Annotated in this window: 29 protein-coding genes; 16 read left to right on the top strand and 13 right to left on the bottom strand. The window is 61.6% G+C overall.

The annotated features are described in order from the left end of the window. Window positions 1-28: 28 nt before the first annotated feature. From B4F27_RS10615 to B4F27_RS10605, 3 genes are all read right to left on the bottom strand, one after another. Window positions 29-883 (bottom strand): DUF481 domain-containing protein, encoded by an 855-nt coding sequence (locus B4F27_RS10615; protein ID WP_074636159.1) that lies wholly within the window; start codon window positions 881-883, stop codon window positions 29-31. 156 nt (window positions 884-1,039) lie between these two features. Next, the gene (locus B4F27_RS10610) at window positions 1,040-1,939 is read right to left on the bottom strand and encodes a LysR family transcriptional regulator (protein ID WP_286759636.1); all 900 of its coding nucleotides are present in this window, start codon (window positions 1,937-1,939) and stop codon (window positions 1,040-1,042) included. Between the two features lie 104 nt (window positions 1,940-2,043). Continuing rightward, window positions 2,044-2,793 (bottom strand): MlaA family lipoprotein, encoded by a 750-nt coding sequence (locus B4F27_RS10605; protein WP_286759635.1) that lies wholly within the window; start codon window positions 2,791-2,793, stop codon window positions 2,044-2,046. Between the two features lie 189 nt (window positions 2,794-2,982). Between B4F27_RS10605 and B4F27_RS10600 the strand changes: the two genes are divergently transcribed. From B4F27_RS10600 to B4F27_RS10585, 4 genes are read left to right on the top strand one after another with little or no spacing between them, the layout of a single operon-like run. Next, window positions 2,983-3,441 carry a RidA family protein gene (locus B4F27_RS10600; protein WP_074636155.1) on the top strand — a complete coding sequence of 153 codons (459 nt, stop codon included), beginning with the start codon at window positions 2,983-2,985 and terminating at the stop codon, window positions 3,439-3,441. After that, on the top strand, window positions 3,438-4,199 hold the full coding sequence (locus tag B4F27_RS10595; protein ID WP_286759634.1) for a glycerophosphodiester phosphodiesterase family protein: 762 nt from the start codon (window positions 3,438-3,440) through the stop codon (window positions 4,197-4,199). Before B4F27_RS10600 ends, B4F27_RS10595 begins: the two co-directional genes overlap by 4 nt. Before the next feature lie 50 nt (window positions 4,200-4,249). Next, window positions 4,250-5,437: a GNAT family N-acetyltransferase gene (locus B4F27_RS10590; protein WP_286759633.1), complete on the top strand. Its 1,188-nt coding sequence runs from the start codon at window positions 4,250-4,252 to the stop codon at window positions 5,435-5,437. Next, window positions 5,434-5,745 carry a 4a-hydroxytetrahydrobiopterin dehydratase gene (locus B4F27_RS10585; protein WP_005851091.1) on the top strand — a complete coding sequence of 104 codons (312 nt, stop codon included), beginning with the start codon at window positions 5,434-5,436 and terminating at the stop codon, window positions 5,743-5,745. Before B4F27_RS10590 ends, B4F27_RS10585 begins: the two co-directional genes overlap by 4 nt. 87 nt (window positions 5,746-5,832) lie before the next feature. Here the strand turns inward: B4F27_RS10585 and B4F27_RS10580 are convergent, their stop codons facing one another. Continuing rightward, a complete protein-coding gene (locus B4F27_RS10580; protein ID WP_005851093.1) occupies window positions 5,833-6,321 on the bottom strand; it encodes a peroxiredoxin in 489 nt (162 codons plus the stop codon). Between the two features lie 92 nt (window positions 6,322-6,413). On the opposite strand from B4F27_RS10580, the gene B4F27_RS10575 reads away from it, so the two are divergent. The 4 genes from B4F27_RS10575 (at window position 6,414) to pssA (ending at window position 9,684) form a co-directional block, all read left to right on the top strand. Further along, window positions 6,414-7,622 carry an NAD(P)/FAD-dependent oxidoreductase gene (locus B4F27_RS10575; RefSeq protein ID WP_286759632.1) on the top strand — a complete coding sequence of 403 codons (1,209 nt, stop codon included), beginning with the start codon at window positions 6,414-6,416 and terminating at the stop codon, window positions 7,620-7,622. Further along, window positions 7,619-8,170: a 16S rRNA (guanine(966)-N(2))-methyltransferase RsmD gene (rsmD, locus tag B4F27_RS10570; RefSeq protein ID WP_286759631.1), complete on the top strand. Its 552-nt coding sequence runs from the start codon at window positions 7,619-7,621 to the stop codon at window positions 8,168-8,170. The genes B4F27_RS10575 and rsmD overlap by 4 nt, the downstream gene beginning before the upstream one ends. 91 nt (window positions 8,171-8,261) lie before the next feature. Further along, a complete protein-coding gene (locus tag B4F27_RS10565) occupies window positions 8,262-8,921 on the top strand; it encodes a phosphatidylserine decarboxylase (RefSeq protein WP_174226618.1) in 660 nt (219 codons plus the stop codon). 1 nt (window position 8,922) lies between these two features. Then, on the top strand, window positions 8,923-9,684 hold the full coding sequence (gene pssA, locus B4F27_RS10560; RefSeq protein ID WP_005851102.1) for a CDP-diacylglycerol--serine O-phosphatidyltransferase: 762 nt from the start codon (window positions 8,923-8,925) through the stop codon (window positions 9,682-9,684). 3 nt (window positions 9,685-9,687) lie between these two features. Here pssA and map read toward each other — a convergent pair whose 3' ends face one another. Beyond that, window positions 9,688-10,503 carry a type I methionyl aminopeptidase gene (map, locus tag B4F27_RS10555; protein WP_037944888.1) on the bottom strand — a complete coding sequence of 272 codons (816 nt, stop codon included), beginning with the start codon at window positions 10,501-10,503 and terminating at the stop codon, window positions 9,688-9,690. A 34-nt stretch (window positions 10,504-10,537) separates the two neighbouring features. Next, complete coding sequence (sfsA, locus tag B4F27_RS10550) at window positions 10,538-11,275, bottom strand: DNA/RNA nuclease SfsA (RefSeq protein ID WP_037943032.1); 738 nt, start codon at window positions 11,273-11,275, stop codon at window positions 10,538-10,540. Window positions 11,276-11,321: 46 nt separating this feature from the next. On the opposite strand from sfsA, the gene B4F27_RS10545 reads away from it, so the two are divergent. From B4F27_RS10545 to B4F27_RS10530, 4 genes are read left to right on the top strand one after another with little or no spacing between them, the layout of a single operon-like run. Continuing rightward, entirely contained in the window at window positions 11,322-12,041 is a 720-nt protein-coding gene (locus B4F27_RS10545) for a competence/damage-inducible protein A (protein ID WP_037954089.1), read from the top strand. Beyond that, window positions 12,038-12,748 (top strand): GNAT family N-acetyltransferase, encoded by a 711-nt coding sequence (locus B4F27_RS10540; protein WP_037943034.1) that lies wholly within the window; start codon window positions 12,038-12,040, stop codon window positions 12,746-12,748. The genes B4F27_RS10545 and B4F27_RS10540 overlap by 4 nt, the downstream gene beginning before the upstream one ends. A 12-nt stretch (window positions 12,749-12,760) precedes the next feature. Then, window positions 12,761-13,330, top strand: a complete 570-nt coding sequence (locus B4F27_RS10535; protein ID WP_009825885.1) for a peroxidase-related enzyme — start codon at window positions 12,761-12,763, stop codon at window positions 13,328-13,330. Then, window positions 13,327-14,280: an OmpA family protein gene (locus tag B4F27_RS10530; RefSeq protein ID WP_286759630.1), complete on the top strand. Its 954-nt coding sequence runs from the start codon at window positions 13,327-13,329 to the stop codon at window positions 14,278-14,280. The genes B4F27_RS10535 and B4F27_RS10530 overlap by 4 nt, the downstream gene beginning before the upstream one ends. Before the next feature lie 91 nt (window positions 14,281-14,371). Here the strand turns inward: B4F27_RS10530 and B4F27_RS10525 are convergent, their stop codons facing one another. The 3 genes from B4F27_RS10525 to B4F27_RS10515 form a co-directional block, all read right to left on the bottom strand. After that, on the bottom strand, window positions 14,372-15,277 hold the full coding sequence (locus B4F27_RS10525) for a LysR family transcriptional regulator (protein WP_005851116.1): 906 nt from the start codon (window positions 15,275-15,277) through the stop codon (window positions 14,372-14,374). Between the two features lie 136 nt (window positions 15,278-15,413). Continuing rightward, window positions 15,414-16,373: a zinc transporter ZntB gene (locus tag B4F27_RS10520; RefSeq protein WP_286759629.1), complete on the bottom strand. Its 960-nt coding sequence runs from the start codon at window positions 16,371-16,373 to the stop codon at window positions 15,414-15,416. Between the two features lie 116 nt (window positions 16,374-16,489). After that, window positions 16,490-18,517 carry an NADPH-dependent 2,4-dienoyl-CoA reductase gene (locus B4F27_RS10515; RefSeq protein ID WP_286759628.1) on the bottom strand — a complete coding sequence of 676 codons (2,028 nt, stop codon included), beginning with the start codon at window positions 18,515-18,517 and terminating at the stop codon, window positions 16,490-16,492. Between the two features lie 167 nt (window positions 18,518-18,684). Between B4F27_RS10515 and B4F27_RS10510 the strand changes: the two genes are divergently transcribed. Together B4F27_RS10510 and purU are read left to right on the top strand one after the other, a co-directional pair. Beyond that, window positions 18,685-19,176 carry an RNA pyrophosphohydrolase gene (locus B4F27_RS10510; protein WP_005851121.1) on the top strand — a complete coding sequence of 164 codons (492 nt, stop codon included), beginning with the start codon at window positions 18,685-18,687 and terminating at the stop codon, window positions 19,174-19,176. A 211-nt stretch (window positions 19,177-19,387) separates the two neighbouring features. Beyond that, a complete protein-coding gene (purU, locus tag B4F27_RS10505; protein ID WP_005851123.1) occupies window positions 19,388-20,272 on the top strand; it encodes a formyltetrahydrofolate deformylase in 885 nt (294 codons plus the stop codon). 12 nt (window positions 20,273-20,284) lie between these two features. Here the strand turns inward: purU and B4F27_RS10500 are convergent, their stop codons facing one another. Genes B4F27_RS10500 through nth form a run of 3 tightly spaced genes read right to left on the bottom strand, consistent with a single transcriptional unit; the run spans window position 20,285 to window position 22,505 of the window. Next, window positions 20,285-20,875: a GNAT family N-acetyltransferase gene (locus B4F27_RS10500; protein WP_180828613.1), complete on the bottom strand. Its 591-nt coding sequence runs from the start codon at window positions 20,873-20,875 to the stop codon at window positions 20,285-20,287. Further along, window positions 20,875-21,864 carry an adenosine kinase gene (locus B4F27_RS10495; protein ID WP_286759627.1) on the bottom strand — a complete coding sequence of 330 codons (990 nt, stop codon included), beginning with the start codon at window positions 21,862-21,864 and terminating at the stop codon, window positions 20,875-20,877. The genes B4F27_RS10500 and B4F27_RS10495 overlap by 1 nt, the downstream gene beginning before the upstream one ends. Then, window positions 21,861-22,505, bottom strand: coding sequence for an endonuclease III (gene nth, locus B4F27_RS10490; protein WP_005851129.1), 645 nt, complete (start codon window positions 22,503-22,505; stop codon window positions 21,861-21,863). The genes B4F27_RS10495 and nth overlap by 4 nt, the downstream gene beginning before the upstream one ends. Before the next feature lie 140 nt (window positions 22,506-22,645). Between nth and B4F27_RS10485 the strand changes: the two genes are divergently transcribed. Both B4F27_RS10485 and B4F27_RS10480 read left to right on the top strand, forming a co-directional pair. Continuing rightward, window positions 22,646-23,539, top strand: coding sequence for a bifunctional helix-turn-helix domain-containing protein/methylated-DNA--[protein]-cysteine S-methyltransferase (locus B4F27_RS10485; RefSeq protein WP_286759626.1), 894 nt, complete (start codon window positions 22,646-22,648; stop codon window positions 23,537-23,539). 126 nt (window positions 23,540-23,665) lie between these two features. Next, window positions 23,666-24,334 (top strand): OmpA family protein, encoded by a 669-nt coding sequence (locus B4F27_RS10480; protein ID WP_005851133.1) that lies wholly within the window; start codon window positions 23,666-23,668, stop codon window positions 24,332-24,334. Between the two features lie 94 nt (window positions 24,335-24,428). Here the strand turns inward: B4F27_RS10480 and B4F27_RS10475 are convergent, their stop codons facing one another. Next, window positions 24,429-25,460, bottom strand: a complete 1,032-nt coding sequence (locus tag B4F27_RS10475; protein ID WP_286759625.1) for an NAD(P)/FAD-dependent oxidoreductase — start codon at window positions 25,458-25,460, stop codon at window positions 24,429-24,431. Between the last annotated feature and the right edge of the window lie 39 nt (window positions 25,461-25,499).

The raw sequence follows: 25,499 nt of genomic DNA, 5'->3' as shown, positions 1-25,499 counted from the left end.
CCCGCCCCCGGGGGTTTGACGGTCTGGCTTAGAAGCCCAGAACCAGCGACACACCCAGGGTGTTGTCAGTGGATTTCAGGCCCGCAACCGGATCGGTGTTGTAGTCGGTACGGTAGCTTACGCGTGTCGACAGGTTGTCGGACATCTTGTAGTTGATGCCAGCGTCGTTCGACACGATGGTGTTCACGTCAGAGCCGACAATGTCGGTGTCCATGGTGAAGGATACGATGTCGTTGAACGCGTAGAAGTAGCGCGACGAGGCGATGAAGCCGACTTCGGTTTCGGAGGTGCCGGTTGCGTCTTTAAAGTAGCGTACACCGGGGCCCGCTTGAACGCGCCATGTGTTGTCTTCTTTATTGATCGCGCGGTAACCCGGACCAAAGCCCAAGAATGCGTCTGTTTCGGAACCGTCAACGGCTGCACCGGATGTATCGGTCAGGTAACCGTCATATTGGTAACGGGCCAGGCCGAACGCATAGAACTCGGGTGTGAAGTAGCGGCTACCTTCATAGGTACCAAAGAACTTCTCTTCGCTCTTGGTGCCGTTTGCTTCGCCGTATTCTACCGCAAAACCAACCAGGTGGTTCCAGTCGCCGACACCGTATGTCAGGCGGCCAGCGCCCGATACTTCGCCGTTGTCTGTGTTGCCGCTGGTGCCCGATGCGGACAGGGCGAAAGACCCGCGCCAGCCTTGGGCAACGCCATTGGCGCCATAACGTTCTGCGTCGGTGCCGCGGGCCAGGTCGGTGTTCACGTCATCGGTGATGTCTTCGATCTGGTCGTTCAGCGTTTCAATGCCAAGCGCACGTTGCTGCGCGAAAACTGGAGCAGCAGCCAAGAGTGCGATTACGGAAACCGCGGACGCTTTAAGTACTGTATTCATTGGGGAATCCTTTCCCTTAGAAGTGACCCGCCTCGTTGATTGAGGCGAGAGCATCTCTGCTGAGAATGGATTTAAGATAGGGGGTCAGATAAGTGAAATTCGAATAAATCGTGCATGAAGCAAGTATTACTTGTTTTAACTGCCCTTGAAGCGGAATTAAGGCGTCTTTTGCCCGTTGTCCAAGCTCTCGATCAGGATATTTTGTTGATTTTCAGCCGCTTGAGCGAGGTCCATCAAACTACGCCGAGCGATCGACAGCATCTCGGGGTCCAGATCTTCGCGCCAGACCACCCATGCGGGGTACGCAAAGCGTGGGGAATTTGCCACAACATGCAGTTTTCCAACGTCGAGATACCGTTGCACTGCCCGTGCGGGCAGGTAGGCAGCGGCGCGACGGTTGACGATATAGTCGGCCGCAAGCCCGCCAAGGGCCAATGATCGCCCCGAATTGGTCAGATGGGGCAGGGCGCTGGCGTGCATATGCGTAAACTCCGGCCCCCAGTCGACCGCGACATATTCTTTGCCAAGATCTTTGACGTCCGTTTCAAAGGACGCGACAAGAATCAGTTCTTCCTCCAGCACGGGTTCGACGCGCAATCCGGGGCGCAGCTGCGGGGTGTAAAGCAAAGCGGCCTGAATAACCCCTTCGACCAGAAACCGTGTCAGCCGGTCGGACATGCCCATTTCGGCGTGAATACTCAGTTCGGGCATCATCGTTTGCATCGCGTCGATCCAGCGAAAGCCAAGCTTGTGCCAAAGGGCGTGCTGCGCGCCGAAGGAAAAGCTGCGGCTGTATCCTTCGGGGATCGCGATCTGCTGCCGGGCTTCTTCCCATATCTTAAGAAGGCTCAGCGCATATGAGGTGAATTGTTCGCCTTCCGAGGTCAGCACCGCCCCCGCTTTCGATCGTTTGAACAGCGGGTGGCCTAGGCTGTCCTCAAGCCGTTGCACGCGCAGGCTGACAGCGGATTGGGTGACAAACAGCCGTTCGGAAGCAGCGACAAAAGAGCCGGTGTTGGCGACTTCGATAAAGGTTTTGATCAGGGTGATATCCATGCCCTGATAATGATCCTCCGCAGGCCCGTTGCCAAGCTGCCCTGACCTGAATCGCGCGCCCCTATCCGAAAGAGACCGGAAGGGAGGCGCGAGTTATTTAATGCTTAGTCAACCATGCGCGGGCCGGTGGTGGCGGCGATGCTGGTGGGGCGCGACAGATCGGCACGGCGCTTTTGCAGATAGTCCTGACGTGCCTGAGCATAGCTGTCGCCCGATGCGGAGATTGGCACTTGCTTGCCATTCACGATGCGGCGGTTTTTCTCGAATGCGCTATCGGCATAGCCGGTGACGGTGCCGACATAGCTTTCGGGGCTATCAAGCGTATAGGACAGCGGGTTGGTGAACAGGTCCACCACGCGGCCGGTGGTGTCGCGACGGGTGGACGGGCCGATCAGGGGAAGTTCGATATACGGGCCTTCGCCCACACCCCAGACATATAGCGTTTCGCCAAAGTCGGTATCATGCTCGGGCACTTTGAATTCGCTCGCGACATCGAACAGGCCGCCCATCCCAAGCGTGCTGTTTACCAAGAAGCGGTAGGTCGACAGGCCAAAGCCCGCAAGATCCGCCTGCAAGGCGCTGTTAACGGCAGCTTGCGGCATCGACAGGTTCTCGGAGACGTTATGCACGACCGTCTGGAATTCGATCGGCACCGCCTCCAGCACGCGGTTGGGTTTGCCCGATCCGCCGATCTTCTGATTGAAGGCGTGGACCTTGCGGTTACCGGCCTCGTGCGGGTCATTGACTCCTGCGGGCTGGGGGCGCGATGCACCGCTACAGGCGGCAAGACCTGCAACCAAAGTGACACCCACAAGGGCGCGCAGCGATGTGGAGAGGGTCGTGGCCTTGGACATGGTATAAATCCCGAAAACGCGTGAAAAACATGGTTTGTTATGCGCAGCGTCCCCGAAATACGCAACATGAGTTTCCTTGGGCATCTCGCGTTGGTGGCAGGTGTTGCAGTTCCTCCCTCTTGGGTCTTTTCGTTTCGGCATCGCATCGCTATCGTCCCGCCAAAGCCATTCATTCCAAGGAAGTCCCCCATGAGCATCACCAGCCGTCTGAACGATCTTGGCGTCACCCTGCCTGACGCACCTGCCCCTGCGGCGAACTATGTGCCCTTCGTGAAAACCGGCAACACGATCTATGTTTCGGGCCAGATCTCGAACGGGCCGGACGGGTTCATCACCGGAAAACTGGGCGCGGATATGGATGTCGCCGCGGGTGCCGAAGCCGCCAAGACCTGCGCGATCAGCTTGCTGGCGCAGGTCAAAGCCGCATGTGACGGCGATATCGAACGGCTCAAGCGGGTGGTGAAGCTGACGGCCTTTGTGAACTCCACCGCCGACTTCACCGACCAGCCCAAAGTGGTTAACGGAGCCTCTGACTTCCTTGTCGAAGCTTTGGGGGATGCGGGGCGTCACGCGCGCTCGGCCGTTTCTGCCGCCTCCTTGCCGCTGGGTGTCGCGGTCGAGATCGAAGGCATCTTCGAAATCGAATGACCCTACCACAGGCGTTTTATACGACTCCTATTGCGCATCGCGGTTTTCATCACCGCGATGCCGGTCGGCCCGAAAACAGCTTTGCCGCCTTTCAGGCCGCGATTGATCGGGGCTATGGCATCGAGCTTGATGTGCAACTGTCACGCGATGGTGTGGCGCTGGTGTTTCACGACTATGCGCTGGATCGCCTGACAGGCCAGACCGGTGCCATCCGGCAACGCGATGCGGATGACCTGTGCCAGATTACGCTCACCGGCGGCAGTGACACTATTCCAACCTTGCCGCAGGTGCTGGACCTGATCGCAGGGCGCGTGCCGCTGCTGGTCGAGATCAAGGATCAGGACGGTGCAATGGGCACCGACATCGGGCCGCTGGAAGATGCGGTGGCAGACGCCCTGCGCGACTATGTGGGCGATGTGGCTGTCATGTCGTTCAACCCCAACAGCGTCGCGCGGATGGCAGAGCTGCTGCCGCATGTGCCGCGTGGATTGGTGACAAGCGCCTATCGCTATGTCGAATGGCCGCTGCCCAAAGCCACCTGCGACCGCCTGCGCGAGATCCCCGATTACCACCGCACCGGCGCGTGTTTCATCAGCCACGAGGTCGACGATCTGCCCCGCCCCCGCGTGGCTGAACTGCGCGAGGCAGGCGCGATGATCTGCTGCTGGACCGTGCGCAGTCTTTCAGTTGAAAACGGCGCACGCGAATTTGCGCATAATATCACCTTCGAAGGCTATGACGCGCCGCTGCAAGGTTGAACCGTCCGGCTTCGGCCACAGATAAGGCCTATGACAACGGGACATCCAGTATGAACGCGCGCGACGTCGAAATCAGAATTGCCTCGCGCATCGCGCAAATCGGTCAGGCGGAATGGGATGCCTGTGCCTGTCCCGAAGCCGCCGGGGGCGCGCGCCCCGCGGACCCTTTCACCACCTTTCGTTTCCTTTCAGCGCTAGAGGAAAGCGGCAGCGTCGGCCCCGGTACGGGGTGGCAGCCGCAATATCTCAGCGCTGCCATTGACGGTCAGATCATCGCGGTTGCGCCGATGTACGCCAAGTCACACAGTCAGGGTGAATACATCTTTGACCACAGCTGGGCCCATGCGTTTGAACGGGCGGGCGGGCGCTATTACCCCAAGCTGCAGATCGCCGTGCCCCATACCCCGGCCACGGGCCGCCGTTTCCTGACCCGTCCGGGGTTCGAAGAGACGGGCACCGCGGCCCTCATCCAGGGGGCGGTCCAGCTGACCGATTCAAACGGGCTGTCGTCCTTGCACATTACCTTTTGTACCCAAGACGAGGCCGCCGCCGCAGAGCAACTGGGCATGCTTTCCCGCAAAAGCCAGCAGTTCCACTGGCACAACGCGGGCTTTAAGGACTTCGACGGGTTTCTTGCCACGCTCAGCTCGCGCAAGCGCAAGAACATCCGCAAGGAACGCCAGCAGGCACAGGCCTTTGGCGGAGAGATAGAGGTGTTCACCGGTGACGATCTTCAGCCCGAACATTGGGATGCCTTCTGGCAATTCTATCAGGACACAGGTGCGCGAAAATGGGGCACGCCCTATCTGACACGCGCCTTTTTCGACATCGCCCAGGACCAGCTACGCGACGACATGGCACTGGTGCTGGCCAAGCGGGATGGTGCATGGGTGGCGGGGGCGCTGAACTTTATCGGCGCAGATGCGCTTTATGGGCGCTATTGGGGCTGCACTGAACATCATCCGTTCTTGCACTTTGAATTGTGCTATTATCAGGCCATCGATATCGCGATCAAACTGGGCCTCTCTACCGTCGAGGCAGGTGCGCAGGGGGAACACAAGCTCGCGCGCGGTTACCTGCCACAGGCGACGTGGTCGCTGCATTGGATGCGGGACGAGGGTTTTATGCGCGCTGTTGACGACTATCTTGTAGAGGAACGGGCAGCCGTTGACGAAGAGATAGACATTTTGACAGATTACGGCCCATTCAAAAGGGTCGAGGTTGAGGAACAGGAATGAGCGAAAGATTAAGCGAAGAGACGCGCAAAACCGTATTGGCCCCCTTGTTCAGCACAGGCTGGGCTATGGTGGAGGACCGGGATGCGATCGTCAAAACCTTCAAGTTCAATGATTTCGCGGATGCTTTCGGCTGGATGACCCGCGCGGCGATCTGGGCCGAGAAATGGAACCACCATCCAGAGTGGGAGAACGTCTATAACAAGGTGATCGTCACCCTGACGACCCATGACGTGGATGGCCTAAGCTCGCTTGATGCCAAGCTGGCGCGCAAGATGGATGGATTGATGGGCGAGGTCAAAGCGGGCTGAGGCACCGTTGACCATCGACTTATCCAAAGAAAAACGCAGCCGCGGTGCCCCCGCGGCTGCGTTTTTCTTCTTCAGGGTCGTGCAGGATTACATGTTGTCCAGCAGCGCCTCGCCGCCCGACATGTCGCAGACGCCGGGTTGGACCTCGGCCTGGAACAGCGTGACCTTGCCGTCATCCACCAGCATCGCATAGCGTTTGGAGCGCGAGATCAGCCCCGCGGGCTCGGCCGAGAATTCCATGCCGATGGCTTTGGTAAAGGCGCTGTTGGCATCGGCGAGCATGGTGATGCCAGCCGCCGTCGCGCCTGTCGATTCACCCCAAGCGGCCATAACAAAGGGGTCATTGCAGGACACGCAGATGATCTCGTCCACGCCTTTGGCGTCGAACTGGTCCTTGGTGCGCACAAAGCTGGGCACATGGGCGGAATCGCAGGTGGGCGTATAGGCACCGGGCACGGCAAAGACGACGACCTTGCGGCCCTTTAGCTTGTCAGCCATCTGCACAGGCTGCGGGCCGTCCGGCCCCATTTGCACCAGCGTCGCATCGGGCAGCGTGTCGCCTTGAGAAATCGTCATATGCGTGACCTTTCGTGTCATTGCGTTTGTCTTCACGGAAGATATAGGCTTTGCACGCAGGCAGGAACACGGTTTTTTCGAAAGGGGCAAGGATGGGTCATGTGGTGGTGATCGGGGCAGGGCAGGCGGGGTCATCCTGTGTGGCCAAGCTGCGCAACTCCGGCTTTGAGGGTAAGATCACGTTGATCGGGGCCGAAACCGTGCCCCCCTACCAGCGCCCGCCCTTGTCCAAGGCCTATCTGCTGGGCGACATGGCGCTTGAGCGGCTCTATCTGCGGCCCGAGAGTTTTTACGCCGACCACGGGATTGACCTGATGCTGGGCACCGCGGTCGACAGCATCGATCCGGCGGCGCAGACCGTGCGGGTGAATGGCGGGGATATGGCCTATGACGATCTGGTGCTGACCACCGGATCTTTCCCGCGCCGTCTGCCCGCGCATATCGGTGGCGATCTGGCGGGCGTGCATGTGGTGCGCGACCTCAGCGATGTCGATACGATGGGCCCGCGCTTTACCAAAGGCGCGCGGGTGCTGATCGTCGGCGGTGGCTATATCGGGCTAGAGGCCGCCTCGGTCGCGGCCAAGCTGGGGTTGCAGGTGACACTGGTAGAGATGAGCGATCGCATCCTGCAACGGGTCGCGGCCCCGCAGACCTCTGACTTTTTCCGCGCGCTGCACGAGGCGCATGGCGTCACCATCCGCGAAGGCGTCGGGCTTGAGCGTTTGACAGGCGACACGCATGTCACCGGCGCTGAACTGTCGGACGGCACGACGCTGGACGTGGACTTCGTGATCGTCGGCGTTGGCATCGGGGCGGCGACGGCGCTGGCCGATGCGGCGGGGATCGTGAATGACAACGGCATTATGACCGACAGCCACGGGCGCACCTCTGCGCCGCATGTCTGGGCTGCAGGCGATTGCGCGTCCTTCCCTTATCGCGGCGGGCGCATCCGGCTGGAATCTGTGCCAAACGCCATTGATCAGGCCGAGCTGGTCGCGGAAAACATCATGGGTGCGGATAAGGAATATGTCGCCAAGCCGTGGTTCTGGTCGGACCAGTATGACGTGAAACTGCAGATCGCGGGGCTGAACATGGGCTATGATCGCGTGATCACCCGACGCAGCGATGCCGATAGCGTGGCCTTCTGGTACTATCGCGGGGACGAACTGCTGGCGGTGGATGCGATGAACGATCCGCGCGGCTTCATGATCGGGCGCCGGTTGATCGAGGCGGGCAAATCCCCCGCACCTGCGCTGATCGAAGACCCGAGCACAGATTTGAAGGCACTGCTGAAGTCATGAGGATCATCGCTGGCAAACACCGTGGCACCCAACTGGCCGACGTGGGCAAGGGCGATGCGGATGCGCATTTGCGCCCCACCTCTGACCGCGTGCGCGAGAGCCTGTTTTCGATGCTGACCCATCACAATGTGATCAACGGCGCGCGGGTGCTTGACCTGTTCGCGGGCACCGGTGCCCTTGGGCTAGAGGCGTTGTCGCGCGGTGCGCGCGAGGTGGTGTTCATCGAGAACGGGCGCGTCGGGCAAAAGCTGATCACCGAGAACATCAAGAAGATGCGGGCCGAGGGCGCGACCACGCTGATGCGCTCCGACGCGACGGCCCTTGGGGGGTGGATCGCGGCACCGTTCGATCTGGTCTTTCTTGACCCGCCTTATGGCAAGGGGATGGGTCAGACCGCCTTGGTCAAGGCGCGCGCGGGCGGCTGGCTGACACCCGATGCCATGATCGTCTGCGAGGAAAACGCCCCGCTTGATCCGCCCCAAGGGTTCACGCGCGAGGACAAGCGCAAGTATGGCGACACCTGGATCACCCTGCTGCGCCAAGACTAGCCCAGTGGCCATCAACAGTTGCCGCTTTGCATTCGCTGCGCTGCGGCCTATGTGCTAACAAAGACGTAAAGGAAAGTAGACCGCCATGAGCCTGAGCATGACCAGCACCTTCATCAAGCCGATGCACCCCGAGGGGCGCAAGTTCGTGGCGATCTTTGCCGCGATCACGCTGGTGCTCTTTATCATCGCTGAACCACTGGGATGGCTGGGGGTGGGCGCAACCGTCTGGTGCTACTACTTTTTCCGTGACCCTGAACGGGTGACACCCAAGGGCGATAACCTTGTTATCAGCCCTGCCGATGGCATCGTATCACTGATCGAACCTGCCGTACCCCCCGCAGAGTTGGGGATGCCCGACACGCCGCTGACACGGGTCAGCGTGTTCATGAACGTATTTAACTGCCACGTGAATCGCGCCCCCGTCGCAGGCGAGATCACCGAAATCGCTTACCGCCCCGGCAAGTTTTTCAACGCTTCGCTGGACAAGGCGAGCGAGGATAACGAACGCAACAGCCTGCGCATCAAGATGGCCGACGGTCGCGAGGTCGCCGCCGTCCAGATCGCCGGTCTGGTAGCGCGTCGTATCGTGTGTTTCACCAAGAAGGGCGCGCATACGCAGGCGGGTCAACGCTTTGGTCTGATCCGCTTTGGGTCGCGCGTCGATGTCTACCTGCCCGAGGGGGTCACCCCGCGCGTCAGCATCGGCCAGACGATGGTCGCAGGCGAAACCGTGCTGGCAGAGCTTTCCTGAGATGACCGATCAGCCCCCCGTCGCGCCGGATAAGACGAAAACCGAATTCTCGTTGCTACAGCTGTTGCCCAACATGCTGACGATTGCCGCGATCTGTGCCGGTATTTCCGCGATCCGTTTCGCCGCCGAGGGGAATATCGCGCTGGCTGTGGCGCTGATCACGTTGGCGAGTATCCTTGACGGGATGGACGGGCGCACCGCGCGCTATCTGGGCTTCAACAGCAAGATCGGGGCCGAGCTCGACAGTCTTGCGGATTTTGTGAACTTCGGCGTTGCCCCGCCTTTGGTGGTGTATTTCTGGGGGCTGCAGGATTCCTACCGCGCGGGCTGGCTGGCGGTGCTGGTCTTTGCGATCTGTTGCGTCATGCGGCTGGCGCGGTTCAACGTCGATTCCCGGACCAAAGACCCGCTGGACGATGGCGGCTATTTCACCGGTGTGCCGTCGCCTGCAGGTGCGATGCTGGTGATGCTGCCGATCTATCTGCCCTATGCCTTCGGCCCCGGTGCGGCGCTGCCCGACGTGGTATCCAGCCTGTATATCGTGCTGGTCGGCTGGGTCATGGTCAGCCGCATCCCCACGTGGTCGTTCAAATCGGTCAGCTTTTCGCGCGCCAACGTGACCTATTTCCTGATCTTCTTTACCGGCTTTATCGCCTGCCTGGTCAGCTTCCCCTGGGCCACATTGGTGATCTGCTGCTTTGCCTATGCAGGCAGCGTGCTGTGGGCCGTGATCGAGCTGAAGCTGGCCAAGCGCCGGGGCTGAGGATCAGCCCTGGCTATAGGTCGGGTGGAACATACCGGCGGGGGATTCGGTAAAGATCTCGTATCCGGTTTCGGTCACGCCGATAGAGTGTTCAAACTGCGCTGACAGGGATTTGTCGCGGGTGACCGCTGTCCAGTCATCGGCCAAGACCTTGGTCTCTGCGCGGCCCAGATTGACCATCGGTTCAATGGTAAAAAACATGCCGGGTTCCAGCACGGCACCGGTGCCGGGGCGGCCATAGTGCAGCACGTTTGGCGGTGCGTGGAACACGCGGCCCAGCCCGTGACCGCAGAAATCTGTCACAACGCTCATCCGGTGGGATTCCGCGAAAGTCTGGATCGCGTGGCCGATGTCGCCAAAGGTATTGCCGGGTTTCACGACCTCGATCCCGCGCATCAGCGCGTCATGGGTCACGTTGATCAACCGCTCTGCCTTGCGCGACAGCTTGCCCGCGACATACATGCGCGAGTTATCTCCGTACCAGCCATCGACAATCACGGTGACGTCGATGTTCAGGATATCGCCATCCTTCAGCTTTTTGTCACCGGGGATGCCGTGGCAGACGACATGGTTCAACGAGATACAGCTGGCGTGTTGATAGCCCTTATACCCGATGGTGGCAGACTTCGCGCCGGCGTCTTCGATCATCTGCGTGATCACACCGTCAATGGCACCGGTGGTCTGTCCGACAAACACATGTTCGGCGATGTCATCAAGGATTTGCGCCGCCAGCTTGCCCGCCGCGTGCATCCCCGCGAAATCCGAGGGGTCGTAAATGCGAATGCCATCTTTGGTCTGGCGTCCTCGGTGTTCGTTCATCACCGCTGTCTCCGTCATATGAATTTGGTGCTGTCTAACCCGCTTGGCCCCCAAGAGCCAGTGCAGGCGGGTCGATTAGGGGGATTGCGCCCGCAACGCTGACCCCAAGGGGGCTGATATGGGTGCCGATGACATGGGTTTCCAGCCCTGCGGCGCGGGCGTCGGCAAAAGCGGCGGCATAGGCAGGATCGATATCGGCCGCCACGCTAAAGGCGCTGCAATCGGTCCGCTGCACCAGATACAGCAGCACGGCGCGGTGCCCGTCCCGTGCCATCTGCGCCAGCTCTCCCAGATGCTTTGCGCCGCGTTTGGTCACGCTGTCGGGGAATTCGACCAGCCCCTCGCGGCGCGACAGGGTGGCGGATTTCACCTCGACATAGGCGTCGGGCAGGCCGGGCTCGGCCAGCAGAAAGTCGATGCGCGAGTTTTCACCATATTTCACTTCGGGTCGCACGGTCGTGTAGCCCGCGAGCGGGGCGATCTGCCGATCCATTAACGCGGCCTTGATCGCACGGTTCGGCAGCGCGGTATCGACGCCGGTGAAATGCCCGTTCTCGTGGTCAACCAGCCGCCAGCCGTAGTTCAGCTTACGCTTGGGGTCATCATTGGGCTCAAGCCATATTTTCATGCCCGCTGTGGCCAGCCCCATCATAGACCCGGGGTTGGCGCAATGCGCCGTCACCTCGGTGCCGTCCTCAAGCTGGCAATCGGCCAGAAACCGTTTGTAGCGGCGGATCAGGCGGGCGGGGACAAGTTCGGTTTGAAAGCGCATGGGGGGTGACCTATACCTCAATCAACGGCCCCTCAAGGAGACAGCCATGCCCAACCCCACTGCTGCGATGATCGTCATCGGCGATGAGATCCTGTCGGGGCGCACCCGCGATTCAAACATGCACCATCTGGCGGGGCAGTTGACCAGCGTCGGGATCGACCTGAAAGAAGTCCGTGTGGTGGGGGATGAAAACGGCACGATCATTGCCGCCGTGCAGGAACTGTCGCGCGTCTATGACAGCGTGTTCACCAGTGGCGGTATCGGGCCGACCCATGATGACATCACCGCCGATTGCATCGCCGCTGCGTTCAACAAGCATATCGACGTGCGCGAGGATGCCCGCGGCATTCTGGCCGACCACTACGCCAAAAGCGCGACAGAGCTGAACACCGCCCGTCTGCGCATGGCGCGTATCCCCGATGATGCCACGCTGATCGACAATCCCGTGTCGGCGGCACCGGGGTTCAAGCTGGAAAACGTCTATGTCATGGCCGGTGTCCCCGCCGTGTTCGAGGCAATGGTCGCCAGCGTTCTGCCAACCCTGACCGGTGGGGCCCCCCTGATCAGCGCCACCCATCGCATCGAACGCGGAGAGGGCGACATCGCCGGACCGTTGGGAGAGTTGGCGCATAGCTATCCCAACCTCTCTATCGGGTCCTACCCCTTCCAGAAAGACGGCAAATACGGCGCGCATATCGTGATCCGGGGCAATGATCAGGCCGAGGTCGACGCGGCGATGGCAAAGCTCGCGCAGGTGTTCCCGTGACCGATCTGGCGCAGCTTTATCAGGTCATCGACCACACATGGCCCGCCGCGAAAATCTGGACCGAAACCGGCTGGACTCTGCGGGACGGGCAGGGCGGGGGCAAACGCGTCTCTGCCGCGACGATGGCCGAACCCAATGCGGATATCGGTCAGGCCGAGGCCGCGATGCACGCCATGGACCAGCGCCCAATCTTCATGATCCGCGACGGCGACGACACGCTGGATACAGAACTGGCCGCGCGCGGGTATGACATCGTCGATCCGGTGAATGTCTATATCGCGCCTGTCGGCAAGCTGACCGATGTGCCGATGCCGCGGGTGACCGCTTTCCAGATATGGGAGCCGCTGGCCATCATGACAGAGATTTGGGCCAAGGGCGGCGTGGGCCCCGAGCGGATCAACGTGATGCACCGCGCCGCGACCAAAACCGCGATCCTGACCCGCTGGAACGAGATGCCCGGTGGCGTCGCCTTTGCCGCGCTGCATGAGGGCGTGTGCATGGTCCATGCGGTCGAGGTGCTGGAACACCAGCGCGGGCAGGGTGTCGCCAAATGGCTGATGCGCAGCGCCGGTTTCTGGGCGCAGGCGCAGGGGGCGACGCAGGTGGCGGTTCTTTGCACAAAGGCGAACGCGGCCGCGAACCGCCTGTATCAAGGACTGGGCTTTGATCTGGTAGGGCACTATCATTACCGTCAATCCCCTGACTAAAGGAGCCGCCCCATGGCGCATGATGCCCCCACTGCCCTGAACCTGCCGATGGTCGATCCGCTGCCCGAGGACACGCAGAAATACTTTGATGTCTGTCAGGAGAAGCTGGGGATGGTGCCGAATGTGCTACAGGCCTATGCCTTTGACATCGACAAGCTGAACGCCTTTACCGCGATGTACAACGACCTGATGCTGGGCGCGTCGAACCTTTCAAAGCTGGAACGCGAAATGATTGCGGTCGTCGTGTCGTCCGTGAACAAATGCTACTATTGTCTGACAGCCCATGGCGCGGCGGTGCGGCAACTGTCGGGCAATCCGATCCTTGGGGAACAGATGGTGATGAACTGGCGTGTCGCCGATCTGGATGCGCGGCAAACGGCGATGCTGGCTTTTGCCGAACACCTGACCGTCGCAAGTGCCAAAACCACCGAGGCGGACCGTCAGGCGCTGCGCGATGTGGGCTTTTCCGACCGCGATATCTTTGACATCGCATCGGTCACGGGGTTCTTCAATATGACCAACCGCGTCGCCAGCGCGACCGAAATGAAACCGAACGACGCTTACCACGCGCAATTCAGATGATCCTCTGGCGTGCCGGGCTGATCTGGCTTTTACTGGCGGGCACGGCCCATGCGCTGGATCTGTCGCTGCCCGGGGCGGCGCGGCAGACCGTGATCCGCGATACCGACCCTGACAGCTACCTTGCCCCGACCTCTGCCTTTGAGGACGGCGGCTTTGCCAGCGTCAAAATCGAAGGGTCCATCGCGCGCTCTGCCTGGCGGTTAGAGGCTCCGGGCCTCACGCCCCTACAGATTATGCGGCCCCTGCGCACCCAGCTAGAGGACGCGGGCTACAGGATCGTGCTGGATTGCAGCGCCGAGGTCTGCGGCGGTTTCGATTTCCGCTTTGCGATCGAAACACTGCCCGCGCCGAACATGTATGTCGATCTGCGCCAGTACCAGTTTGTCACCGCCGTCAAAGGGTCGCTGCAATCACCTGACGCCGTTGCGACCCTTCTGGTCAGCACAACCGATACCTCTGCCTATCTGCAGATCGTTGAGGCGGATGCGCAAGGCCAGGCGTCCAGCCCGTCGGTGCCAGAGGTGGCGGAAGACACCCAGACCTTGGCCCCCGATGCCCCCGCACAAAGCCAGTCAGAGATGGCTGCGGCGTTGCAGAATACCGGCCATGTGGTGCTGGCTGCGCTTGATTTCGGCACCGGTACCGCGGCCTTGGGGCAGGGGGAGTTTGATGCGCTGGCCAATCTGGCGGCGGTGCTGAAAGCCCAGCCTGATCTGCGGATTGTTTTGGTGGGCCACACCGATAGCGTCGGCGGGCTGCAAAATAATATTGCCCTGTCGCGAAGCCGCGCGGCGGCGGTGCGGCGGCGGCTGATCACGGCGCATGGCATCGCGGGCGACAGGATCGAGGCGCAGGGCATGGGCTATCTGTCGCCAATCGCGTCCAACCAGACCAAAGCGGGGCGCGACGCCAATCGACGGGTCGAGGCCGTGCTTTTACCCGCGCCCTGACCCCGAACAGAAAAATCCCCGCATCCCTGAAAAGGGAGCGGGGGCAGCCACATGTGGGCTCAGTTCACCGAGGGCAGTTGGTGATCTCGTGTTACCAGTCCGTTGGACCTTTTTCGGCAAAGGTATGGGCTAGAAAATCAATGAAGGCGCGCACCTTGGGCTGGGTGAACCGGCCCGGAGGATAGACGGCGTAGATGCCTTGGGTCTCAAGCGGGAGATCGGGGATTGCGTCTTCGACCAGCCCTTTCTCCATCGCGTCGGCATACAGAAAGCTCGGCAGGTAGGCGATGCCAAGGCCAGAAATGGCGGCGTTCAGCAGCGATTGCCCGTCATTCACCGACAGCCAACCAGCGGTGCGCACCTGACGCTTTTCGCCCGACGGCGAGGTCAGCTTCCACATATTGCCGCTGGACTGGTTGGAATAATGCAGCAGCTTGTGATCGTTCAGATCGTCGATCTTTTCGGGGCGGCCGTATTTCTCGAAATAGGCGGGGGAGGCGATCATGCGTTTGGTCGTCTCGGTCAGCTTGCGGGCCCGCAGGGTGCTGTCCTCCAGCTCTCCGATACGGACGGCCATATCGAAACCTTCGCTGATCAGTTCGACGTAGCGGTTGTTCAGCACCATGTTGACGGTGATGTCGGGGAAATCGGCCAGAAACTCGGACAGGGCGGGCGACAGATGGTTCACGCCAAAGTCCGTCGCGACCGAGATCCGCAAAAGGCCCGAAGGCGCGGATTGCATAGAGGTCACAAGCGCATCGGCTTCGCCCGCGTCATTCAGCACACGGCGGGCGCGGTCGTAATAGGCAAGCCCGATCTCTGTCGGGCTGACACGGCGGGTCGTGCGGTTCAGCAACCGCGCCCCAAGCCGCGCTTCAAGCGAGGATACGTGTTTGGATACGGCGGATTTGGAGATACCCATCTTCTTGGCCGCATCGGTAAAGCCACCCTGGTCCACGACCGTGGCGAATGCTTCCATCTCTGTCAGGCGGTCCATACCCGTCCCCTTTCATCATCTGCGTCTGAAAAGGGTATGGGGGCCAAATCAGGCAGGATCACGGCAGCGGTGAGACAGTGGAGAGGTATTTATAGGGATCGTTCGCGGCGGGGAAACAGGGCGCGCCGTGCTGTGGCTAAATCCAGCGGACTAGTTTCAGGACCAGAAACATAAGCAGCGCCAGCCCCGCCATGCCAAGACAGAGGATGGTAAACGCCCAAGGATGGTCCACCCCCGGCATCCCGGCAACGTTGACGCCGAACAGACCTGTCAGAAACCCCAGCGGCAGAAAGATCGCCGCGGCGACCGACAGCACATAGCCGTGGCGCGCCTGGCGCTGCGCGATATTGGCGTCGTGCTCTTCCTGAACCGACACCAGCCGGTCGCGCAGCTCGTCCAGCTCTTCTACCGCGATCAGCGCGCTGTTGGCCTGCTCGCGCAGCTCAAGCTGGCTTTCGTCGGGGATCAGCGGAATATCAAAGGCGGCCAGCTTGGCCAGCGCCTCGCGTTGGGGGTCAAGATAGCGCCGCAGCCGGATCACGCTGCGCCGGATTTCGGGCAGCTCATGCGGCATCGGGGTGTTCTTGTCCTCTAGATCATCCTCGAAGAACTCCGCCTGTTCATCCAGCCCTGCGACGTGTTCTTGCACCCTCTGGGTCAGACGGCCCACCAGTTCCTCAAGGAACTCGGCAGGGCTAGGAGGGGCCTTTTGCGCTTCGGCGTCGCGGCGGATCGCGTCGATGGCAAAGACCTTCTTGCGGCGCACGGTGATCAGCAGGTCGGAATCCACATACATCCGCACCGATACCATTTCATCGGCATCCTGCCCTTCGTTCATATTGATGCCGCGCAGGTTCAGGATCAGCCCGCCTTCAAAGCGGTCACAGCGCGGGCGGGTCTGTTTCTGGATCAGCGACCCGGCGGGGATTTCATGCAAGTGTTCGCGGACCCAGGGTTCAAGCATCGGGTCGGCCAGATCAAAGTGCCACCAGCGGTAGATGCCCGGCCCCGTAAGATGCGTGTCGGTAGGCACTTGGGTCGTGCCATCGGCAAAGATATCGAAAACGCAAATCGGCATGGCCACACCCTGAAACATCTATTGATCCGGGCATTTTGACAGACCGGCGCGGAGGCGCAAGATGTGCTGCCCTTGTGGCGCGGGCGAAAGACGGGGCAGGCCACGACAGCCTGCCCCGTTTTGGTCGACATACCTTACAGCGCAGCGGCCAGACGGGTGCCTTGGTCAATCGCGCGTTTCGCATCCAGTTCAGCCGCGACATCCGCGCCGCCGATAACATGGCACGGGATGCCCTTGACCTCTAGCGCGTCGGCCAGCGACCGGTCCGACAGCTGACCGGCACAAAGCACGATCGTATCCGCCGCGATCACCTGCGGCTTTTCACGCGCTTCGCCAAAGCTGATGTGCAGGCCCTCTGCGTCGATCTTCTCGTAGTTGACGCCCGCGATCATCTGCACGTTCTTCATGGTCAGGGACGCGCGGTGGATCCAGCCGGTCGTCTTGCCCAAGCCCTTGCCGACCTTGGTGGTCTTGCGCTGCAGCATGGTCACTTCGCGCGCGGGGGCGTGCGGCTGCGGACCTTCGGGCGCGAGGCCAGATCGGTGATCGGCGGGGTCGGTGACGCCCCATTCCTTCATCCATTCGGGCAGGTTGGTGGTGGTGCTGTCCCCGTCATGCACCAGATGTTCAGACACATCGAAACCGATGCCGCCCGCGCCGATGACAGCGACACGCTGACCAGCGGTGACGGTGCCGTTCAGGATGTCGATATAGCTGACCACATTGCCCGCGTCCTGACCGGGGATTTGCGGGTCGCGGGGGATCACGCCGGTGGCGATAATCACCTCGTCATACGCGCCCAGGTCATTGGCCGAGACTTCGGTGTTCAGCTTCACGGTGACGTCGTATTTCTTGACCATCGCCCGATACCAATCGACGAGGCCCCAGAACTCCTCTTTGCCGGCGACCTGCTTGGCAAGGTTCAACTGGCCGCCGATCTCGGCTGCGCGGTCAAAGACGGTGACCTTATGGCCGCGTTCTGCCGCGGTGATGGCGGCAGAGAGCCCCGCAGGGCCCGCGCCCACTACGGCGATTGTCTTGGCCGCGTCAACAGGATTGACGCGCAGTTCAGTCTCGTAGCAGGCGCGCGGGTTGACCAGACAGCTCGAGATTTTGCCACCAAAGGTATGGTCCAGACAGGCTTGGTTGCAGGCGATACAGGGTGCGATCTCGGCCGATTTTCCGGCGGCGGCCTTGGCGACAAAATCGGCATCGGCCAGCATGGGACGCGCCATCGACACCATGTCGGCGCAGCCGTCCACCAGCACCTCTTCGGCGACCTCGGGCGTGTTGATCCGGTTGGAGGTGATCAGCGGGATGTTCACCTGACCCATCAGCTTTTTCGTGACCCATGCAAAGGCCGCGCGCGGCACCGAGGTCTGGATCGTCGGGATGCGCGCCTCGTGCCAGCCGATGCCGGTGTTGATGATCGAGGCACCTGCGGCCTCTACCGCCTTGGCAAGCTGCACGACCTCTTCAAAGGTTGAGCCGTTGGGGATCAGGTCGATCATCGACAAACGGTAGATGAGGATGAAATCGGGGCCGACGGCCTCGCGCACGCGGCGCACGACCTCGACTGGCAGCCTCATGCGGTTCTCGTACGACCCGCCCCATTCGTCGGTCCGTTTGTTGGTGTGGGTGACAAGGAACTGGTTCAGGAAATACCCTTCGGAGCCCATCACCTCTACCCCGTCATAGCCTGCCTGTTTGGCACGCAGGGCGCAGGCGGCGATATCGCTGATCTGCTTTTCGATGCCTTCCGCGTCCAGTTCTTTCGGGGCGAACATCGAGATGGGGGATTTGATCGCCGAGGGGGCGACGCAATCGGGGCTGAAGGCATAGCGCCCCGCGTGCAGGATCTGCATCGCGATCTTGCCGCCTGCCTCGTGCACGCGGTCGGTGACGATGCTGTGGTTGTCCACGTCCTTTTGCGACAGCATCATCGCGGCACCATGGGCGACCGACCCTTCGGGGTTGGGCCCGATGCCACCTGTCACCATCAGCCCCACATCGCCACGCGCGCGGGTGGCGTAGAATTCGGCGACGCGGTTCCAGTCCTGTGTTTCCTCAAGCCCGGTGTGCATAGACCCCATCAACACGCGGTTCTTCAACGTCGTGAACCCCAGATCAAGCGGGGCAAGCAGGTGCGGATAGTCGGACATTTGGCAAACCTTTCGAGGGCTGAATGTAGGGTACTGGACCGTTCTGTGCGGCAGTTCACCCCAAGCCTGCGGTTCTGTCACGCACAACGCTGCGTAAGCCAATATACATGGGCGCGGGATTCGTGCTAACGCCGGTATGACTTCTCTTGCCGCGAAAGGCCCCCGATATGACGCCAGAAGAAATCGCCCGACTGCCCTATCGCCCCTGTGTCGGGGTCATGCTGGTCAACGCCGACGGGCATGTGTTTGTCGGGCAACGTCGGGACCGGGATCAGGACGCATGGCAGATGCCGCAAGGCGGCGTAGAAAAGGGCGAACACGCCGAAGTCGCCGCCCTGCGCGAGCTGGAGGAAGAGACAGGCATCCCCCCAAGCTCTGTCACCGTGGTGGCGCAGACCGAGGGCTGGTTGCCCTATGACCTGCCGATCGAACTGGTGCCCAACATCTGGAAAGGCCGGTTCCGCGGGCAAGAGCAGAAGTGGTTCCTGCTGCGCTTTCACGGGTCGGATGACGAGATCAACCTGGACACCGAACACCCCGAATTCTCGGACTGGCGCTGGTTGCCGGTGCGCGAACTGGTCGACAACATCGTCCCGTTCAAGCGCGAGGTCTATACCGCTGTGGTCAACGCCTTTGTCGAGCATTTCGCCGACGCCTGACAAAGGGGCGGGCCGCGTTCACCGTCTGCCCGATTGCGTAGCGGATATGGGCCAATGTGCATGATCGGAAACCGATTGTGCTGATTTGACCGGCCGCGCGGGCGTCGTGTGTCTTTTTCGGCCGTCGCGAACTTGACGGGGCGGGGGCGGATAGGAAACAGGTGGCTATCGGCGCGCGACGTCGGACCGCTTTGCCACAGGAAAAATCCCGATGAAGACATATGCCCTGACCGTGACCTGCCCCTCTGCGCGCGGGGTTGTTGCGGCGATTGCGAATTATCTGGCCGATCAAGGCTGCAACATCTCGGACAGTGCCCAGTTCGACGATAAGGAAACCGGCGGTTTCTTCATGCGCGTCAGCTTTGAAAGCGAAGCCGAGGTTGATCTGGCGACCCTGTCAGACGGCTTTGCCGATGCGGCGCGGCCCTTTGACATGGCCTATGAGTTCCACGACGAAGCGGTGAAGATGAAGGTCGTCATCATGGTCTCGCGCTTCGGGCACTGCCTGAACGATCTGCTGTACCGCTGGCGTATTGGCGCGTTGCCAATCGATATTGTCGCGGTGGTGTCCAACCACATGGACTATCAAAAGGTCGTCGTGAACAACGACATTCCGTTCCACTGCATCAAGGTCACGCCGGAAAACAAAGCCGACGCCGAGGCGCGGATCATGGCTGTGGTCGAAGACGCGGGGGCCGAGCTGATTGTACTGGCGCGCTACATGCAAATCCTGTCAGACGAGATGTGCCAAAAGATGTCGGGGCGGATCATCAATATCCACCATTCTTTCCTGCCCAGCTTCAAGGGGGCGAACCCGTATAAGCAAGCGTTCCAACGCGGCGTCAAGCTGATCGGGGCGACATCGCATTACGTGACCGCCGATCTGGATGAAGGGCCGATCATCGAACAGGACATCGTGCGCGTCACCCATGCGCAATCCGCCGAAGACTATGTCTCGCTCGGGCGGGATGTCGAAAGTCAGGTATTGGCGCGGGCCATTCACGCGCATATCCACCGGCGCGTGTTTGTGAATGGCAACAAGACGGTGGTCTTCCCCGCCTCGCCGGGGTCTTACGCCTCTGAACGGATGGGGTGAGCCACGGGGGCGCTAGCCGATGGTCGGCACATGCGCCCCTGCGTCCTTGTCCAACAGATCGATCAGCCGCGGATCATCCGCGACCTCGACCTGCCGCTTGAACGGGGTAAACCCGCTGCGGATGTAAAAGGACAGCGCCTGCGGACTGTCGAGCGTGCAGGTATGTAGATGAAACCGCGAGATCGGCCGTGCCCAAGCCGTGCGGATCGCGTGGTTCATCAGGTAGCGCCCGGCACCCGACCCGATCAGCGCGGGGGTCAGTCCGAAATAGGCCAGCTCGCACGTGCCATCAGCCGTGAACTTGAGCTCGAGCAGCGCCTCGTCGCGACCATCCTTGGTCAGCGTGAAAAACTGCGTGTCCGCATCCGACAACAGCGCCTGCAATTCGGCGTCGGTTTTTGTGAGCCGCCCGAACCACAGCCAATCCTGTCCGACCCGCCGAAAGATATCACGGTACCAGTCCAGTGTCGGGGTCAGCGCGCGCAGGGCCACGCCCTCGGGGGCGGGGACATCCCGCAGGGGGGCGGCCTCGCGCATCTCAAGATGTGTGACAACCATCGCCAGTTTGCCAAGCGGTACGTCGTGATATCCGTCGGTCAGCATCAGACCAGCCCTTTTTCCTTGAACAGCTCCATCATCGAGGTCTGCGGGCGTGGACCGATGTGGCTGATCACCTCGGCCGCGCAGATGTTGCCCATCTTGCCGCATGTTTCAAGGTCGCGGCCCGTGGCCATGCCATAGAGGAACCCCGCCGCGAATTGATCGCCGGCGCCTGTGGCATCCACGGGGGTCACCTTGGTCACCGGCACGTCGACGCGTTCGCCCTTGCGGATCAGCGTCACACCGTCGCCGGACCGGGTGCAGACGACCGTGTCACAGATCGCCGCCGTGCGGGTCAGCGCGTCTTCCAGATCGTCGGTTTCCCACAGGGCGCGGATCTCGGCCTCGTTGCCGATGACATAGCCCAGATCGTTTTCGATCAGCGCGAGGAAGTCATCCCGATGGCGTTCCACGCAGAAGGGGTCGGAAATCGCGATCCCCGCCATGCCGCCGCCCGCCGTCGCCGCGCGCGCCGCTTCGCGGAAGGCGGTTTTGCCGGCGTCGTGGTCAAAAAGGTAGCCTTCTAGGAACATCAGCTTGGCCCCGGAGGCCACCGCCTGCGGAACGTCGTCCGAGGTAAGCCCAGTAGAGATCCCAAGATAGGTGTTCAAAGAGCGTTCCCCATCCGGGGTCACAAAGATCATGCAGCGCGAGGTCGGGTTCTCGCCCCCGGTCACAGGCGCGTTGACAAAATCAATGCCAATGTCTGTCATCGCTTTGGCATAGAACTGCCCCAGCTCATCGTCATTCACCCGCCCGATAAAGGCCGTGGGCAAGCCAAGCGCGCCGATGCCCGCAATGGTATTGGCGACCGACCCGCCGGGGGTCTGCAGACGGTCTTGCATTGTCGCATACAGGTTTTCGGCGCGGTCACGCTCGATCAGCTGCATAATGCCTTTTTCGATGCCGTTATCTTGCAGAAACGCGTCATCCGCATGCGAGATCACATCGACAACAGCGTTGCCGATGCCAACCACTTCGTATTGGGTCATTCGGTTTTTTCCTCATAGGGGCAAAGGTCACGGATGATGCAGGTTCTGCATAGGGGTTTGCGTGCTTTGCAATGGTATCGCCCGTGCAGGATCATCCAGTGGTGGGCATGGTGTTGGAAATCGACAGGGATATTATCCTCGATCGCGCGTTCTACTGCATCGACGGTTTTGCCGGGGGCGATGCGTGTGCGATTGCCGACGCGAAAGATATGCGTGTCCACCGCCTGCGCCGGATAGTGCCACCACATATTCAGCACGACATTCGCGGTCTTGCGGCCCACGCCGGGCAATGATTGCAGCGCCGCGCGGCTGTTGGGCACGACCCCGTCATAGTCATCCACCAGAATCTGGCTCAGCTTCATCACGTTCTTGGCCTTCTGGCGGAACAGGCCGATTGTCTTGATGTGTTCGGTCAGCCCCTCCAGCCCGAGGTCCAGCATCTGCTGCGGGTGCTCGACAATCTCGAACAGGGATTTGGTGGCCTTGTTTACCCCCGCATCCGTGGCCTGCGCGCTCAGCGCGACAGCGACCAGCAACGTATAGACGTTGGTGTGATCCAGCTCGCCTTTCGGTTCCGCCTCGGCGTCCTGAAAGCGGGTGAAAATCTCGCGGATCGTGTGATAATCAAGGGTTTTGGCCATGCGCCAAGGGTATGCGTGGTTTCGCCTCTCAGGGCAAGCCGCGCGCGGCGGATTTTACGGGCGTCGCTGCGGCAGGGGGCTGCGTCATTTGGCGCATGTTTCGGGTCGCGCGGGGGCGGGGCCTGCCGTAGTCTGCCCCTATGACACATGCACAGCACACGCCCCAAACCACCACCCCCGAAGATGCCGCCACTGCAGACGGCAGCGCCTATCACTACGGTGTGATGCGGCGGGCGATTGATCTGATCGATGCCGCCGCCGACCCGCTGGCGCTGGATCAGATCGCGGGCGAAATGGGGATGAGCCCGGCGCATTTCCAGCGGCTCTTCTCGCAGTGGGTGGGGGTGTCGCCGAAACGCTATCAGCAATACCTGATGCTGGATCACGCCAAATCGCTGCTGCGCGACCGCTTTACCACGCTCGACACGGCGCACGAGCTGGGGTTGTCCGGCTCTGGCCGGCTGCATGACATGTTCCTGCGGTGGGAAGCCATGAGCCCCGGTGATTTCGCCCGCAAGGGCGACGGGCTTGTGATCTCGTGGGGGTGGTTCGACAGCCCCTTTGGCCCGGCACTGGTCATGGGCACGCCACGGGGGATCTGCGGGCTGGCTTTCTCGGCCGAGATGGGCACCGATGCCGCGATGGAGGATTTGTGCCGTCGCTGGCCGGGTGCGACATTCCGCGAGGATCCGGCGGTGCTGCGCGACTGGGTGCAGATTGCATTCGGCCTACAGGGAGACGGGACCGACAGGGCTCCGATGTATCTGATCGGCGCGCCCTTCCAGATCAAGGTGTGGGAGGCTTTGCTGGCGATCCCGTCGGGTCATGTGACCACCTATTCCGAAATCGCCCAGACCATCGGCACGCCCAAAGCGGTCCGCGCTGTGGGCACGGCGGTGGGGCGTAACCCGATCAGCTGGTTGATCCCCTGCCATCGCGCCCTGCGCAAATCCGGTGGGTTAGGGGGCTATCACTGGGGGCTGCCGGTCAAACGCGCCATGCTGGCCTTTGAATCCGCCCGCGTCGACGCGTGAGGGTATCGGCGGGTTGCTGCCTATGGGTTTGAAGCTGCCGGTTCAACGGGAACAAAGGCTGGTGTAAAGCGTTATGTGACGATTGCCTCGCCCGAACGGGGCCACAACTTAAAGGCAGAATAAGATATGACACTTTCGAAAACCTCCATTGCTGTAGCTCTGACAAGCGTTCTGGCGCTGGCTGCTTGTGAACCCGGTCCGATTGGTGGCAACCCCAACGACCCGAACGCCAACACTCGTAACGGTGCGCTGATCGGTGCAGGTACCGGTGCTGTGATCGGTGCGCTGTCCAAAGGCGACGGCAACCGTGCGCAAGGTGCCTTGGCCGGTGCGGTCGCTGGCGGTGCATTGGGTGCTGGCTATGGCTATTCGCTGGACAAGCAAGAGGCCGACCTGCGCCGTCAGCTGGATTCCGACGTGATCATCACCAACACAGGTGACCGCCTGATCGTGACCCTGCCGCAGGACATCCTGTTCGCGACAGACAGCACGCAGGTTCAGGCCGGTATGCAAAACGATCTGGCCGCACTGGCGCGGAACGTGAACGTCTACAGCAACTCCACGCTGCAAATCGTCGGTCACACCGATAGCGATGGCGAAGCGTCCTATAACCAGCAGCTGTCCGAAGGCCGTGCGCGCGCCGTTGCGAACGTACTGGTGTCGAACGGCGTTCCCGGCAGCCGCATCCAATCCGTGGGCCGTGGCGAAAGCCAGCCGGTGGCAAGCAACCTGAACGCAGCGGGCAAAGCGCAAAACCGCCGCGTTGAAATCGTGATCCTGCCAAACGCTGCCTAAGCCTTGGCGACATGAACGTGAAAGGGCCTCGGCATCTGCCGGGGCCCTTTTGCGTTTAAGAGGTGCCTTAGGGGGCTGACGGGCCGCCGCGGCGCTAGAGGTTGTCTTCGACGCGGAACCCATCGGGGATAGTATCGCGCCCGTCCAGCATCAGATCGGCCATGACATCGGCCACTTTGGGGGCCATGCCGAACCCGATCTTGAACCCGCCATTGGCCACGAACTGCCCCGGAGCGTCGGGCAAGGGCCCCAGCATCGGGGCACGGCTGCGGCTGCGGGGGCGCACGCCGGCCCAGCGGGTGATCACCGGCGCATCTCGCAACACGGGCACCGCGGCACGTGCGGCGGCGATCACGTCATCAAGCTGCGCGTCCGTCTCGGTGGGCGAGGTATACGCGCGCTCTGTCGTTGATCCGATGGCGGTGGTGCCGTCGCTGTGCGGGATGATATGCACACCGCCCGCGAAAAGCTGTGGCAAGCCGCGCGCGTCATAGTCCAGCAGCGCGGCCTGACCCTTGACGCCTGCGCCGACCAGACGGCTATGATTGGCGGTCATATGCGCCAGCCCCGCGACGCCCGTCGCCCACAGAACCTGTCCGCGATCTTCGCCCTCCGCCTGCACCGTCACGCCTTTGGCCGCCAGTGCCCGCACCAGCGCGTCGCAGGCGTGGCGGGGGTGGATCAGACCGCTTAGCGTGTCGTGGATCAGCCAGCCGGTGGGGCTGTCGGGCTGCCACGGGGTGTCACTCGCGCGGATCACGGACCATGTGGCCTGACCTTGCCACAGCGCCTTGGCGGTTTCGGCCCGCTGCTGTGCCAGTGCCAATGCCGCGTCATCGGCCACGGGTTGCAGGCGCCCTTTGCGGGCATAGCCCGCGTTGCCGCCGCCCGCCTGTTCAACCGCTTGCCAGAACCCTTCGGCCATCAGCAGGCTGTCGCGTTGAAAGGCTTTCTTGGCGTTCCAGTTTTCAGGCACATGCGGGGCCAGCGCGCCGACGATACCGCCGCTGCTGCCTGCGGCGGGCCCATTCGGGTCGATCACCTGCACAACCGCGCCGCGTTGCACGCAGGCCCATGCCACCGATAGCCCGAATATCCCCGCGCCGCGTATCGTGATTTCGGCCATTGCCAATCCTTGCCCTTTTTGCGCAGTGTTCGGCAACGC

The sequence above is a fragment of the Sulfitobacter sp. UBA1132 genome (assembly GCF_002311545.1).
Lineage (GTDB): Bacteria > Pseudomonadota > Alphaproteobacteria > Rhodobacterales > Rhodobacteraceae > Sulfitobacter > Sulfitobacter pontiacus.
The sequence above is the reverse complement of the archived record's forward strand: the minus strand, read 5'-3'. Positions and strand labels throughout refer to the sequence as shown.

What these genes read in the sequence shown, in the direction of transcription:
- B4F27_RS10500 (WP_180828613.1), bottom strand. Translation starts at nt 20,875, where the DNA reads ATGCTGACCGACGGATATCACGACGTACCGCTTGGCAAACTGGCGATG.
- B4F27_RS10525 (WP_005851116.1), bottom strand. Translation starts at nt 15,277, where the DNA reads ATGGACCGCCTGACAGAGATGGAAGCATTCGCCACGGTCGTGGACCAG.
- B4F27_RS10475 (WP_286759625.1), bottom strand. Translation starts at nt 25,460, where the DNA reads ATGGCCGAAATCACGATACGCGGCGCGGGGATATTCGGGCTATCGGTG.
- B4F27_RS10605 (WP_286759635.1), bottom strand. Translation starts at nt 2,793, where the DNA reads ATGTCCAAGGCCACGACCCTCTCCACATCGCTGCGCGCCCTTGTGGGT.
- B4F27_RS10530 (WP_286759630.1), top strand. Translation starts at nt 13,327, where the DNA reads ATGATCCTCTGGCGTGCCGGGCTGATCTGGCTTTTACTGGCGGGCACG.
- B4F27_RS10485 (WP_286759626.1), top strand. Translation starts at nt 22,646, where the DNA reads ATGACACATGCACAGCACACGCCCCAAACCACCACCCCCGAAGATGCC.
- B4F27_RS10510 (WP_005851121.1), top strand. Translation starts at nt 18,685, where the DNA reads ATGACGCCAGAAGAAATCGCCCGACTGCCCTATCGCCCCTGTGTCGGG.
- B4F27_RS10615 (WP_074636159.1), bottom strand. Translation starts at nt 883, where the DNA reads ATGAATACAGTACTTAAAGCGTCCGCGGTTTCCGTAATCGCACTCTTG.
- rsmD (WP_286759631.1), top strand. Translation starts at nt 7,619, where the DNA reads ATGAGGATCATCGCTGGCAAACACCGTGGCACCCAACTGGCCGACGTG.
- B4F27_RS10575 (WP_286759632.1), top strand. Translation starts at nt 6,414, where the DNA reads ATGGGTCATGTGGTGGTGATCGGGGCAGGGCAGGCGGGGTCATCCTGT.
- B4F27_RS10520 (WP_286759629.1), bottom strand. Translation starts at nt 16,373, where the DNA reads ATGTTTCAGGGTGTGGCCATGCCGATTTGCGTTTTCGATATCTTTGCC.
- B4F27_RS10610 (WP_286759636.1), bottom strand. Translation starts at nt 1,939, where the DNA reads ATGGATATCACCCTGATCAAAACCTTTATCGAAGTCGCCAACACCGGC.
- B4F27_RS10580 (WP_005851093.1), bottom strand. Translation starts at nt 6,321, where the DNA reads ATGACGATTTCTCAAGGCGACACGCTGCCCGATGCGACGCTGGTGCAA.
- B4F27_RS10590 (WP_286759633.1), top strand. Translation starts at nt 4,250, where the DNA reads ATGAACGCGCGCGACGTCGAAATCAGAATTGCCTCGCGCATCGCGCAA.
- B4F27_RS10515 (WP_286759628.1), bottom strand. Translation starts at nt 18,517, where the DNA reads ATGTCCGACTATCCGCACCTGCTTGCCCCGCTTGATCTGGGGTTCACG.
- pssA (WP_005851102.1), top strand. Translation starts at nt 8,923, where the DNA reads ATGACCGATCAGCCCCCCGTCGCGCCGGATAAGACGAAAACCGAATTC.
- nth (WP_005851129.1), bottom strand. Translation starts at nt 22,505, where the DNA reads ATGGCCAAAACCCTTGATTATCACACGATCCGCGAGATTTTCACCCGC.
- B4F27_RS10600 (WP_074636155.1), top strand. Translation starts at nt 2,983, where the DNA reads ATGAGCATCACCAGCCGTCTGAACGATCTTGGCGTCACCCTGCCTGAC.
- B4F27_RS10545 (WP_037954089.1), top strand. Translation starts at nt 11,322, where the DNA reads ATGCCCAACCCCACTGCTGCGATGATCGTCATCGGCGATGAGATCCTG.
- B4F27_RS10495 (WP_286759627.1), bottom strand. Translation starts at nt 21,864, where the DNA reads ATGACCCAATACGAAGTGGTTGGCATCGGCAACGCTGTTGTCGATGTG.
- B4F27_RS10480 (WP_005851133.1), top strand. Translation starts at nt 23,666, where the DNA reads ATGACACTTTCGAAAACCTCCATTGCTGTAGCTCTGACAAGCGTTCTG.
- map (WP_037944888.1), bottom strand. Translation starts at nt 10,503, where the DNA reads ATGAACGAACACCGAGGACGCCAGACCAAAGATGGCATTCGCATTTAC.
- sfsA (WP_037943032.1), bottom strand. Translation starts at nt 11,275, where the DNA reads ATGCGCTTTCAAACCGAACTTGTCCCCGCCCGCCTGATCCGCCGCTAC.
- B4F27_RS10535 (WP_009825885.1), top strand. Translation starts at nt 12,761, where the DNA reads ATGGCGCATGATGCCCCCACTGCCCTGAACCTGCCGATGGTCGATCCG.
- B4F27_RS10595 (WP_286759634.1), top strand. Translation starts at nt 3,438, where the DNA reads ATGACCCTACCACAGGCGTTTTATACGACTCCTATTGCGCATCGCGGT.
- purU (WP_005851123.1), top strand. Translation starts at nt 19,388, where the DNA reads ATGAAGACATATGCCCTGACCGTGACCTGCCCCTCTGCGCGCGGGGTT.
- B4F27_RS10585 (WP_005851091.1), top strand. Translation starts at nt 5,434, where the DNA reads ATGAGCGAAAGATTAAGCGAAGAGACGCGCAAAACCGTATTGGCCCCC.